Annotated in this window: 10 protein-coding genes; 6 read left to right on the forward strand and 4 right to left on the reverse strand. The window is 38.5% G+C overall.

Annotated elements, in window-relative coordinates; translation table 11 throughout:
- Positions 1–37: 37 nt before the first annotated feature.
- Positions 38–1,627 carry a replicative DNA helicase gene (dnaB, locus tag CLW00_RS01570; protein WP_106131885.1) on the reverse strand — a complete coding sequence of 530 codons (1,590 nt, stop codon included), beginning with the start codon at positions 1,625–1,627 and terminating at the stop codon, positions 38–40.
- A 290-nt stretch (positions 1,628–1,917) separates the two neighbouring features.
- Between dnaB and CLW00_RS01575 the strand changes: the two genes are divergently transcribed.
- The gene (locus CLW00_RS01575; RefSeq protein WP_106132210.1) at positions 1,918–3,282 is read left to right on the forward strand and encodes a UDP-N-acetylmuramate--L-alanine ligase; all 1,365 of its coding nucleotides are present in this window, start codon (positions 1,918–1,920) and stop codon (positions 3,280–3,282) included.
- A gap of 8 nt (positions 3,283–3,290) precedes the next feature.
- Positions 3,291–4,097, forward strand: coding sequence for a 3'-5' exonuclease (locus tag CLW00_RS01580; protein ID WP_106131886.1), 807 nt, complete (start codon positions 3,291–3,293; stop codon positions 4,095–4,097).
- 120 nt (positions 4,098–4,217) lie between these two features.
- On the opposite strand, the gene CLW00_RS01585 is transcribed toward CLW00_RS01580, so the two are convergent.
- A complete protein-coding gene (locus tag CLW00_RS01585; protein WP_106132211.1) occupies positions 4,218–5,024 on the reverse strand; it encodes a M48 family metallopeptidase in 807 nt (268 codons plus the stop codon).
- A gap of 96 nt (positions 5,025–5,120) precedes the next feature.
- On the opposite strand from CLW00_RS01585, the gene CLW00_RS01590 reads away from it, so the two are divergent.
- A complete protein-coding gene (locus CLW00_RS01590) occupies positions 5,121–5,600 on the forward strand; it encodes a DUF4442 domain-containing protein (RefSeq protein ID WP_106131887.1) in 480 nt (159 codons plus the stop codon).
- Here the strand turns inward: CLW00_RS01590 and CLW00_RS01595 are convergent.
- A complete protein-coding gene (locus tag CLW00_RS01595) occupies positions 5,597–6,400 on the reverse strand; it encodes a hypothetical protein (protein ID WP_211300132.1) in 804 nt (267 codons plus the stop codon). The genes CLW00_RS01590 and CLW00_RS01595 overlap by 4 nt on opposite strands.
- Before the next feature lie 182 nt (positions 6,401–6,582).
- Here CLW00_RS01595 and CLW00_RS01600 point away from each other — a divergent pair, with 182 nt between their 5' ends.
- The gene (locus tag CLW00_RS01600) at positions 6,583–7,470 is read left to right on the forward strand and encodes a glutamate--tRNA ligase family protein (protein WP_106131888.1); all 888 of its coding nucleotides are present in this window, start codon (positions 6,583–6,585) and stop codon (positions 7,468–7,470) included.
- A 101-nt stretch (positions 7,471–7,571) separates the two neighbouring features.
- Here the strand turns inward: CLW00_RS01600 and CLW00_RS01605 are convergent, their stop codons facing one another.
- A complete protein-coding gene (locus CLW00_RS01605) occupies positions 7,572–9,053 on the reverse strand; it encodes a S10 family peptidase (protein ID WP_106131889.1) in 1,482 nt (493 codons plus the stop codon).
- Between the two features lie 259 nt (positions 9,054–9,312).
- Here CLW00_RS01605 and CLW00_RS01610 point away from each other — a divergent pair, with 259 nt between their 5' ends.
- Positions 9,313–11,796 (forward strand): S9 family peptidase, encoded by a 2,484-nt coding sequence (locus tag CLW00_RS01610; protein WP_106131890.1) that lies wholly within the window; start codon positions 9,313–9,315, stop codon positions 11,794–11,796.
- Positions 11,797–11,910: 114 nt separating this feature from the next.
- A complete protein-coding gene (locus CLW00_RS01615; RefSeq protein ID WP_106131891.1) occupies positions 11,911–12,324 on the forward strand; it encodes an OsmC family protein in 414 nt (137 codons plus the stop codon).
- Positions 12,325–12,366: the final 42 nt, after the last annotated feature.

Consider the following 12,366-nt stretch of genomic DNA (forward strand, 5'->3'; position numbering starts at 1 on the left):
AAGTTTTGATTATACCTTTAAATTCAAAAAGAAGGTACTAAAAAGGGGCTGGTTCATTGCTTCCTACTCCACCTGGAAAAGAAGAATCGTTATCACCTCCGTTGGCTTTACTTTGCAACCTGATGGTATTGCCAGACTCAAATTCCTGACCACTTGCCGCTGACGGAAACTTATTGCCATAGAGTGCATCTTGGGGTTGGTAAGCAACATTCATTTCCAAATCAGTAAACTTGGTATACTTTCCTATAAATCTAAGTTTAACATTTTCAAGAGAACCATTTCTATGTTTTGCAATGATCACTTCTCCTACTCCTAAAGTAGAATTGCTGTTTTCATCCTCTGTGATACCATAGTATTCAGGCCGGTAAAGGAACATTACCATATCAGCATCCTGCTCAATGGCGCCAGACTCCCTCAAATCTGAGAGTTGAGGTCTTTTATCACCACCTCTTGTTTCTACAGCCCTTGAAAGCTGTGAAAGGGCAATAACAGGAATACTCAGTTCCTTTGCAATTTTCTTCAAAGCCCTGGAGATACTTGCAATTTCCTGTTCCCTGTTCCCTCCAGGTCCACCGGATTTGGAATCTCCCGACATCAACTGCAGATAATCAATTACCACCATTTGAATATCGTGCTGGGCTTTTAGTTTTCTACATTTTGCCCTCAATTCCAAGATAGAAAGTGCTGGGGTATCATCTACAAACAAAGGTGACTTAGAAAGTTTTCCTGTTTTATGAATCAACTGTTCCCACTCATAATCAGCTAAATTACCTTTTTTTATTTTTTCTGAGTCAAGTTCAGCTTCAGAAGAAATTAACCTGTTGACCAACTGCACAGACGACATCTCCAAAGAGAAAATGGCTACAGGCCGGTTGTGATCTACAGCTGCATTTCTAAGTACTGACAATACAAATGCTGTTTTCCCCATTGCGGGACGTGCTGCTATGATCACAAGATCTGATTTCTGCCAACCGGAAGTAACCCTGTCTAAAGCTGTAAATCCACTTGGAACACCCGTAAGCCCATCTTTTTGCCCCTTTTTTGACTCCAGTTCAACAATGGCCTCTTTCATAATATCCCTCAGGTTAGAGTAATTCTTCCTGATATTTTTCTCAGATATTTCAAAAAGCGATTGCTCCATTTTGTCAAGCAATTCAAAAACGTCAGTGGTGTCTTCATAGGCATCTTTCTGAATCTCCGAAGCAATACTGATCATTTCCCTTTTCATGGACTGCTCCGTAATGATTCTGGCATGGAATTCAATATTGGCGGCAGAAGATACTCTTGAAGTAAGTTCGGTGATGAAAAATGCACCACCTGCAAGCTCCAACTGACCATTTTTCCTAAGCTGATTGGTGACAGTCAGCAAGTCGATTGGTTGGCTATCTCCGAAAAGATCCAAAATAGCTGAATAGATAGCTTTATGCGCTTCTTTATAAAAACTTTCAGGCTTAAGGATATCTACTACCGAAGTTAAAGCATCCTTTTCCAGCATCAAGGCTCCCAATACAGCTTCCTCAAGATCAATGGCTTGGGGGGGTAACTTCCCCATTCCAGAACTTAAATTTAAATCAGGTTTCCTTTTGCCTGTAGGTCTGTTGCTGTTGCTGAATGTATTCTCTGCCATGGAAACAAATGTAACGGCTTTATACAAGAGTTTTTAAACAAGTTATTCACTAGATATCCACATTAACTTAATAACGATTGATTATCAGTTCTATATGAATTTTTCTCCAAACTTTATTTTAAACTTGATAACAATGGGATCTCATTTTTTCAAAGTAATCAGAAAATCAAAATGCAACCATTTTTTAATAACAGAAAATATAAAAGGAGAAGATACTTTTGAGATTTTAAAAAAAATGGTCCAGTCTCTTCTACCATATGCTTACATTTGAGTTTCAATTTTTACCCAACATGAATAAGAAATATCATTTTATTGCCATTGGTGGGGCGGTAATGCATAACCTCGCACTTGCTCTACATCAAAAAGGATACACCGTAAGTGGTTCAGATGATGAAATATATGAACCTTCTAGATCAAGGTTGCAAAATGCGGGTATCTTGCCTCAAGAAAAAGGCTGGTTCCCCGAAAAAATCAATCAGGACCTAGATGGCATTATATTGGGGATGCATGCCCGGATAGATAATCCCGAACTGGTCAAAGCTAGAGAACTAAATATCCCAGTATTTTCTTTCCCTGAGTTTATCTACGAACAAAGTAAGGATAAAAAGCGTGTGGTGATATCAGGATCTCATGGCAAAACCACTATCACTTCGATGATTTTGCATGTGCTGAATTTCCACAAAATGGAATTTGACTACCTGGTAGGTGCACAGATAGAAGGGTTTGACCTGATGGTAAGCCTTTCCAATGCACCGGTCATTATCATTGAAGGTGACGAGTATCTCACCTCTCCACTCGACAGAAGACCCAAGTTTTTCCATTATTTTCATGATATACTCCTTATGAGTGGCATTGCTTGGGATCATTTCAATGTGTTCCCAACATTTGAAAACTACAAGGAACAGTTTGAAAGATTGGTGGAAATGACGCCGGATAGCGGTACTTTTATTTACTGCAATGAGGATCCGTACGTAAGAGAGATAGGCGAAAAAAAATCCAAAGAGAAATTTTCGCTTATTCCATATAAAGCACATCCATTTCTAATCAAAGATGGTCAAACATTATTGATGGCAAATGATGGGGAGATGCCTATACATATTTTTGGTGAGCACAACCTGCAAAATCTGATGGGAGCTTTGGAAATTTGCCTTGCTTTGGGACTAACGAAAGAGCAGTTTTATCTAGCAATCAAAAGTTTCAAAGGAGCAGCTAAAAGACAGGAAGTATTGGCTAGTTCCGATAATAGCATATTTTACAGGGATTTTGCACATGCTCCATCCAAACTAAAGGCGACTACAGATGCAGTAAAAAACCAGTTTCCTGACCGAAAACTTATAGCTGTACAGGAATTACACACTTACAGTTCTTTGAATAAAGACTTTGTAGTCAATTATTCGGGCACTATGGATGCCGCAGATGTGGCGATTGTCTATTTAAATCCAAAAGCTGTATCTTTGAAGAAGCTGGAACTTATGGATGAAGCTACCTTAAGGACTGCCTTTAATAGAGAGGACTTGATACTTTTTACTGAAATAGAAAAATTGAAATCCTATCTTGAAGCCCAGAAATATGACGCCACAAACCTTTTGCTTATGAGCTCTGGAAATTATGATGACATGGACCTGAGTGTATTGAAATCAAAAATTAACAAATAAATTTTGACATGAATTTAAAACTAAAAAACCCTATCGCATTTTTTGACATTGAGTCCACAGGGATAAACATTTCTACCGACAGAATTGTAGAAATATCCATTCTTAAACTTCACCCTGATGGTAAAAAAGAAATCAAGACGGAATTGATTAATCCTACCATACCTATTCCCAAAGAGACTTCATTGATTCATGGTATATATGATGCCGATGTCAAAGACTCTCCTACTTTTAAAGAATTAGCAAGAGATTTACATCAATTTTTGGCGGGTGCTGACCTATCCGGTTTTAATGTACTGAAGTTTGATATTCCAATATTGGTAGAAGAGTTTTTGAGGGCAGGGATTGATTTTGATATCGAAAAAAGGAGTATTCTGGACTCTCAGAAAATCTTTTTTATGATGGAAAAAAGAAACCTTACTGCCGCTTACAAATTCTATTGTGGGAAAAGTCTGGAAAATGCGCATTCAGCTGAGGCTGATACAATTGCTTCTTATGAGGTCTTTGAAGCCCAGATAGAAAGGTATTTAGGGGAGGAAGCAGAAGACTTACAAGGAAACAAGGTTGGTGTTTTTGAAAATGACATGAAAAAAATCCATGCCATTCTCAACGAAAAGATGGTAGACTTGGCAGGGAGGTTTATTTTCAATGATGAGGGGGTTGAGTGCTTCAATTTCGGGAAACATAAGGGTAAACCCATTGCTCAAGTATTGAAAGAAGAGCCTGGATACTATGATTGGATGATGAAAGGTGATTTCCCATTGGATACCAAAAGGAAATTTACACAAGTGAAGCTTCGAGAATTCCAACAACGCTAGGAAGCATTGTGCATTCCTAATGCTTGTGCGGTTGAATCGTCAAGAAGGAATAAGATAATATAAAGGCATTTTATAAACTGCATATAAAGAAAAAAACCTGCCAAAATTGGCAGGTTTTTTTTATCTCTTTTGGCTTCTTTCGTAGTATTCCATAGCCTGAGGCATATTATTATTGAGTTGATCGATCCTTCTGTTTGGACCAGGGTGGGTGGATAAAAATTCAGGTGGACTTTCACCAGAACTCGCATTACTCATTCTTGTCCAAAACTCAGGAGCATCTCTTGGGTCATACCCGGCCAAAGCCATAAAATTCAACCCCAATTGATCAGCTTCCAATTCATGTCTTCTTGAAAATTTAAGCATTCCTAGTTGTCCTCCTACACCAAAAGCCTGAAGGAAAAGATTCTGCGTCAAAGATGGGTTTTGACCCATAGCCGCCTGAACTCCTCCCAATAGCCCATTGAGCAACATACCATTAGACATTCTTTCTCGACCATGATGCGCTATAGCATGTGCTACTTCATGTCCCATTACAACAGCAATACCTGTTTCATCTTCGCAAATCGGGATAATACCAGTGTAAAAAGCAACCTTTCCCCCAGGCATACACCAAGCATTGACAATATCTTCCTGAATAAGATTAAACTCCCAAGCAAAACCTTCTAAGGTTTCATCATAGCCTTTCTCTTTGAGATAAACTTCTACCGCATCGGCTATCCTTCTGCCCACTCTCAATACCATCTGACCTTCTGATGTGTTGGTCACCACCCTACTCTCTGCAAGCACTTGATCGTACTGTTCGTATGCGAGTGGCAACAATTCTTCATTCCCGATAAGGGCAAGTTGATTTCTTCCGCTGAGAGGAACTCTTGCACATGAATAGATTAAAAGTCCAAGCGCAAACAAAAAACTTATTTTTTTCAACATATTGATTGATTTTTTCCCGAAAATGACCAAAAAAGGTGCCATTTCAAATTAGTCCATTTAATTTTTCGCTAAATTAAAAACTTAATTTATTTACCTATGAACGAAGAGGCAAAAAAGTATTTAAAGAGAATGACCAATCCATTCATATTTTGGTGGGCAATGTTTTTCAAACTTCCCTCGGCTGTTTTCTGGAGGCTAAAAGTCAAGTCCTTGGACCTCAATTCATGTACAGTTACCATCCCCTATTTTTGGAGGAGTCAAAATCCCTTCAATTCAATTTATTTTGCTGCAATGGCAGGTGCTGCTGAATTAAGTACCGGAGCTCTTTGTCAATTGGCCATGGCCGGAAAAGGAAAGTTCAGCATGCTAGTAGTGGATTTTAGAGCTGAATATTACAAGAAAGCAAATCAAAGAATTGCCTTCTCATGCACTCAAGGTGATGAACTTTGCCAATTGATCGATTTTCTAGAAGTAGATGAGAGTGATAAATTGACCACGGTATCAACAGGGGTTTCCCCAAGTGGAGAAATTGTGGCAAAGTTTTATGTTACTTGGTCTTTTAAAAGAAAAGCTTAATCTCTGAACCTACTATTTCTAGGATCAATCGGGTTTCTTCTATCCAATTGAAGTGGTTCTTCTTTTCTATACCTTGTTCTTTGATTGAGAAAATCAGTCAACATCTGTTCCACCCTTTCCCAATCCATATCCAAAAATTGATGATCTAAATTGGCCATATTAAATTCAATGATCAAATCATCCATATCTCTGTCAGTCAGATTATACTCCAACTTGAGTGCCTGCATAACAGAATCCGATTGGATCAGGTCAAGGTAATCTTTCTGTCTTGCCAAAAATGTCAACTTCTTGGCATATTGACGTTTTTGTCTCTCACTTTTCATAAAATACGAAATTGGACCATCGATAGTCAGACCAGGCATCAAGCTTTCATTATCTGCAAGTCCCATGTAAACTTTCCCAGGTCCTGTAGCCCTGTCTCCTAAGGAACGCATGGAAGATTGGTTTCCTGCCTTGAATGGAATCACCAACCTCTCACCATACAAATCAAACATAGGGAGAGTTCTGGCATCAAGATAGATGTCTGTAAAAATGTGTGTATCTTCTCCAACCACCATTTTTTTGGGAATGTAATAGTCTCTCCTGAAAAGGAGGCTGTCTCCTTTTTGTCCCTTTACCCTGAAGTACCCTCTTTCATTGGTGATAATACTGTCTTTTTTATCCAGGTTTATTACCCAGACATTGTCCAAAAAATTCCGATCCATTCCCTCTACCACATTTCCAGTGATCACCTGTGCTTGTGCTTGGGCAATCAAAGAAATACCCAGGAAGAATAATATGATATATTTCGCTTTCAACATTCTAAATTACCAACACACATTGTAGCTAAAAAATTTATCAGGTTAAAAATTATTAATCCATTCAATTATCGGAAATCATTCCCTGTTTTATCAAAATTTCCAATAAAAGTACCCATAAGATTATTGCTATCCATTTAATACTTGTATTTTGAATGCCATTGTCCAACAACTCTTTTGGCTTCATGAAAATGACAAAATCACATAGCATAAGCAGGTATGCGCCGACTCCAAGTGGATATTTACACTTTGGAAATATTTACTCTTTTATACTCACTTACCATATTGCAAAAAAGGAAAATGCCAAAACCCTTCTCCGAATAGATGACTTGGACAAGGAGCGAACTAAGAATAATTTCCTCCATGATATTTTTAACACCCTTGATTTTTTAGAGATTCCTTATGATTTGGGACCTAAAAATTTTTCTGATTTTAAATCCAATTATTCTCAGTTGTCGAGAATGAGCTTGTACAAAGAGGCTTTGGAAAACTTAAAAACAAAAAAGTTGATTTTTGCCTGTGACTGTAGCCGAAAAAAGATCCTAAAATCAAATCCAAAAGGTTTCTACAATGGTTTTTGCAGAAATAAGAAACTTGATTTCAACAAGTCTGATGCTGCTTGGAGGGTCGCAACTCCAAAAGATATAGAAGTTAACCTCAATGATTATTCAGGAGTAACTGTCTCAGGAAAGCTGCCATCACTTTTAAGTGATTTTATTGTTAGGAAAAAAGATGGTTTCCCATCCTATCAACTGGCATCCTTGGTAGATGACCTACATTTTGGTGTTGACCTCATTGTCAGAGGAAAAGATCTCTATGGCTCAAGCTTGGCGCAGGTATATTTGGCTGATATTATGGGCAAAAACGATTTTCCAAAAAGTACATTCTATCACCATCAGATTATCAAAAATGAAAACAAAGAAAAACTTTCCAAATCGGCAGGCAGCACCTCCGTTTTTTATTTGAGAAATCAGGGTAAAAAGAAAAGTGAAGTATATCAGGCTTTGGCAGAATTACTAGGTTTGCAAGGAACATTCACGCAACTGCAAGACTTCAGCATCTTGGTAAAATAAAAAAGCCGATCATATCGACCGGCTTTTTAAATCTATTTTTTCAAATCTTCCCGCTATCGGGACTAGAATCTTAAATCTAAAATCTAAATCTAAAATTTAAATCAATACTTAGCAGGTATGCCATCACCTGGCAAACTCATTTTGATAAACTCTCTGATATCTTCGTTGGAATTAGCCAAATCTTCAGCTCTCAAATACATCATATGTCCTGATCTATATCCTTTGAAGTGTAACCTATCTTGCATTTTTCCAGCTGGATCCATTTGCCACATGTTGTATTTGGCATTAAAATAATCAGTACCACCATCAAAATATCCTGACTGAGTCATTACGTGCATGTATGGATTTTGCAACATGGCTTGAGCCAATTGCCTACCGGTGTTTTCATTACTTCTATCCCATGGGTGAACTGGACCAAATAGGTTGTAAGTCAAGTCAGTATCATACTTCAAGATGTTTTTAGCATAATAGTTCATGGCTGGTGAAAAAGCATGGTTCCATGAAGTAAGGGCTGGATCATAATCATAACGCTCTCCAGCATCTGTTTGATCTATGCCTCTATATCTGCTGTCCAATCTACCAATTGTCAGGCCTTGATCTCTCATAACTTCTTTCCAGTAATAGCTCGTAGGAACTGCCAATGCATGCTCTAAAATCACTTTTTCACTAAGACCAGTATAATATGACATTTTTTTAGCAATTTCTTTTCTTTCAGCTGGATCCAAAGTACCTCCTTTAGATAAGGCAGGAATCAAGACGTCAAGCGTATATGCCTCTACTTCAGGAATGATTTCATCCAAATCTTTGCTCTGTAGCTCTGAAGGCAGCACTTTATGGTACCAAGAAGTTGCTGCAAAATACGGCAAGTAATTAGCCGCAGCTACAGGCCCACTTCTATCTAAGCCCATTCCTGTTGGAGAAACCAAGATTACCCCGTTGAGGTACATCCAATGTGCGTTTTGTAATTCATGTGCCATTCCGGCAACTCTTGTAGTACCATAACTTTCGCCAATAAGATACTTTGGTGATTGCCATCTGTTATTACGTGTAGTGAATGTCTTTACCCAATCAGAAAGGTATTTGATGTCACTGTTGATACCAAAAAAGGTCGATCTCGGTTCGTCTTTGTCTACCACTCTAGAGTAACCGGTATTTACTGGATCTATATATACAATATCAGCTACATCCAAAATAGAATGTGGGTTTTTGCTGACACCATAAGGCTGTAAAGGATTCCCTTCATCATCAATATTCAATTTGTAAGGACCAGTGTAAGCCAAATGCATCCAAAGAGAACCTGAACCAGGACCTCCATTGAAAGAGTACACCAAAGGTCTTCTTGCCTTGTCAGTTACGTCAGTTCTTTCGTAATAAGTGTAAAACAAAGTCGCTATTGGCTCACCAGCCTCATTCCAAACAGGCATAGTGCCGGCTGTGGCTTTATAGGGGACTTTTTGACCTTTGATGGTCACTTCTCCATTGGTGACAGAACTGGATTCTACTTTGACTTCTCTTTTTTCCTGAGCCATGCTCCAGGTGAAGGTTAGAAGTATTAGGGTGAGTGTAAGTAAGTTTTTTTTCATAGTATGCGCGATTAATTATACTCGAATATAACACATACAAGCCCAAGCCAATTGGAATTTATGTTACACCACTGCCTTTTAGGATGAGTGGAAAATAGGGCCTAGTTCCTTTGATTCGTGAGTTTTATACTGAAAGGCCATTCAAAAAATAAAGTCTCTCAACTTTTACCGCTTGTGTAGGAATGTTGTCATTTCACAAATTTAGTTTAAAGACAAAATGGATTTGAATTAGTTTCAAAGATTAAAAAAGAAATTATTGATGAAAAAAGTAATTGTATTGATCAGCATATTCCTTTCTGTGACCGCTGTATTTGCACAGCAGTCAAGCACTAAAGGAAACTATGAGTTGGCATCGGGATTTTCCCCTGAAAAGCTGAAAAAGATGATCTTTTCTACAGATGTCAAAGCTCATTGGCTTAAAAATTCAGACCGTTTCTGGTATGAATATGAGACTACGGAAGGGAAAAACTGGTATTTGGTAAACCCTGCCAACAGAACTAAAACTCCTCTGTTTGATAAAGATGTACTCGCAGCCCGTCTGACACTGATTGTCAAAGATCCTTTTGATGGACAGCACCTTGACCTGAATGATCTTAAATTCATTGAAGATGAAAATGAAGTTCAGTTTAAAGTAAAGAGTACGGAGGAAGTGCTCAAGAAAGATTGGGAGGAGATTAAAGCCAAAAATAAAAGTGCCAAAGACTCACTTGAGAAAAAGACTTTCTTCTTTAGATACAATCTCGGAAATGGCACCTTGACAGAAATAGAAGATCCAGAGGAAAAAAAGAAAAGGCTCTCTTGGGCAAATATCGCCCCTGACTCTTCTAAAATAGTTTTTGCTAAAAACGAAAACCTGTTTTGGATGGACAAGGAGAATTTCCTGAAGGCAGTAAAAGATGAAAAAGACAGCACTATTGTAGAACACCGCATTACTGAAGATGGTGAAAAAGACTATTCATATGGTGCTTCTGGAAGGGGTGATGACAATGAAGAAGAGGAAAAAAAGAAAGATGACCGCAAAAGAGCTTCGGTTTACTGGTCTGCCAACTCAAAAGAGTTTGTATTGACAAGAACTGATTCACGACATGTCAAAGACCTTTGGGTCATTCACAACACCAAGAATCCAAGACCAACACTTGAAAGCTATAAATATGCCATGCCGGGTGAAAAAGATCAGCCGCGAACGGAATTGAAACATTTTTCTTTTGATACTAAATCAATGTCTGAACTTGATGTCAATACATTCAAGGATCAGAGTTTGAGTGTATGGTCAGCTGACTTGAAAGCCAATCAACAAGACGATGAGTTTAAACCAGTCAAATGGCTTGGAGATGAAAATTTCTTCTATTTCACTATTACCTCAAGAGACTTAAAGCGGGTGGATGTTTGTAGATGGAATTTAAAAGAAAGTAAAAAGGAAATATTGGTTGAGGAAAGAAGCAATACTTATATAGACATACAAAAACCAAAAGTATTGACCAATGGAACGGAATTTATCCATTGGTCAGAGCGCGATGGCTGGGGTCATTATTACCTTTACGAAGTAAACGGGACTTTGAAAAAACAATTGACCTCAGGTCCCTACCATTCCGAAAGTATAGAACAGGTAGATGAAAAAAACAGAACGTTATATTTCACTGCAAATGCCAAAGAAAAGGGGGAAGACCCTTATTACCTACACTTGTATAAAGTAAGTCTAAACGGAGGCAATGTCACCTTGCTGAATCCAGGCAATTACGACCACAGTGTGTCGGTAAATGACAATGCTACTTTTTTTGTCAATAATTACTCAAGGGTAAATACCATTCCTACAGCTGTGTTGCATGACAACCAAGGCAGAAAAGTCATGGACCTGGAAGAAGCTGACCTGACTTCTTTATTTGCTGCGGGGTATCAATTCCCTGAGCCTTTTAAAGTAAAAGCTGATGATGGCATTACAGACCTTTTTGGTGTCATGTACAGACCTTTTGACTTTGATAGTACCAAAAGTTACCCAATAATCGAATATGTATATCCAGGACCACAAACTGAAGCAGTAAACAAATCCTTTGGAAGGTCTATGGACAGGATAGACAGACTTGCCCAGTTGGGTTTTGTAGTAGTTACCGTAGGTAATAGAGGTGGGCATCCGGGAAGATCTAAGTGGTATCATAATTATGGCTATGGCAATCTTCGCGACTATGGTCTTGCCGATAAAAAGGCAGCTGTAGAACAGTTAGCGGCAAGACATAATTTCATCGATAAATCCAGAGTAGGGATCCATGGTCACTCAGGTGGTGGTTTTATGTCCACCGCTGCGATGTTGGTTTATCCTGATTTCTTCAAAGTTGCTGTTTCTTCTGCCGGAAATCATGAAAACAACATTTACAATAGGTGGTGGTCTGAAAAACACCATGGAGTAAAAGAAGTCATTACCCCTAAAGGTGATACTACTTTTATCTATCAGGTAGAAAGGAATCCTGACCTTGCCAAAAACCTCAAAGGCCATTTGCTTTTGGTTACCGGAGATGTAGATAACAATGTTCACCCAGCCAATACCATCAGAATGGCGAATGCCCTAATCAAGGCCAACAAGAGATTTGATTTCATCATCCTTCCCGGCCAAAGACACGGTTTTGGAGATATGACTGAATATTTCTTCTGGAGAATGGCAGATTACTACGTTCTGCACCTATTAGGGGACAACACGCCACCTCCAGTGGATATGTTGGAGATTCAGCGCGAAAAGCCAATGAGCAAATAACTACATATTGATATTTTATTTGAGAAGGCCGTGCCATTTTTTGGTACGGCCTTTATTATTTGATAACTTAAAGGACAAATTCAGAATAAAATTTTTAACCAAAAAACTACACCAATGAAAAGACATGCAACTGCCGTTTGGCAAGGATCCGGAAAAGAAGGTAAGGGAAATTTGAGTACTCAGACTGGCGTACTTGATAGCACCCAATATTCATTTTCTTCAAGATTTGAAGAAGGAAAAGGTACCAATCCGGAAGAGTTGATAGCTGCCGCACATGCTGGATGCTTCGCTATGAAGTTAAGCTTTGTCTTGGGAGAATCAGATCACAAAGCTGATGAACTGAATGCCAAGTGCACCATCACACTTGAAGATGGCAAAATCACTCAGTCCAAAATAGAATTAAAAGCAAAAGTACCTGGCATCTCTGCTGAAAAGTTTGCGGAGGCTGTTAAGGATGCTGAGAAAAACTGTCCAATATCTGTATTATTGGATACGGAAATTGTGGTGGAACACAGTTTGGAATCTTAAGACTATGGCGGGTGATACCCGCCATTTTTTTTACCCAAGGAA

This window comes from Mongoliibacter ruber, assembly GCF_003003005.1.
GTDB classification, from domain to species: Bacteria; Bacteroidota; Bacteroidia; order Cytophagales; family Cyclobacteriaceae; genus Mongoliibacter; species Mongoliibacter ruber.

Bases quoted from the DNA above. Each gene is read 5' to 3' on its own strand.
- dnaB (WP_106131885.1), bottom strand. From the start codon at position 1,627: ATGGCAGAGAATACATTCAGCAACAGCAACAGACCTACAGGCAAAAGG.
- CLW00_RS01575 (WP_106132210.1), top strand. From the start codon at position 1,918: ATGAATAAGAAATATCATTTTATTGCCATTGGTGGGGCGGTAATGCAT.
- CLW00_RS01580 (WP_106131886.1), top strand. From the start codon at position 3,291: ATGAATTTAAAACTAAAAAACCCTATCGCATTTTTTGACATTGAGTCC.
- CLW00_RS01585 (WP_106132211.1), bottom strand. From the start codon at position 5,024: ATGTTGAAAAAAATAAGTTTTTTGTTTGCGCTTGGACTTTTAATCTAT.
- CLW00_RS01590 (WP_106131887.1), top strand. From the start codon at position 5,121: ATGAACGAAGAGGCAAAAAAGTATTTAAAGAGAATGACCAATCCATTC.
- CLW00_RS01595 (WP_211300132.1), bottom strand. From the start codon at position 6,400: ATGTTGAAAGCGAAATATATCATATTATTCTTCCTGGGTATTTCTTTG.
- CLW00_RS01600 (WP_106131888.1), top strand. From the start codon at position 6,583: ATGAAAATGACAAAATCACATAGCATAAGCAGGTATGCGCCGACTCCA.
- CLW00_RS01605 (WP_106131889.1), bottom strand. From the start codon at position 9,053: ATGAAAAAAAACTTACTTACACTCACCCTAATACTTCTAACCTTCACC.
- CLW00_RS01610 (WP_106131890.1), top strand. From the start codon at position 9,313: ATGAAAAAAGTAATTGTATTGATCAGCATATTCCTTTCTGTGACCGCT.
- CLW00_RS01615 (WP_106131891.1), top strand. From the start codon at position 11,911: ATGAAAAGACATGCAACTGCCGTTTGGCAAGGATCCGGAAAAGAAGGT.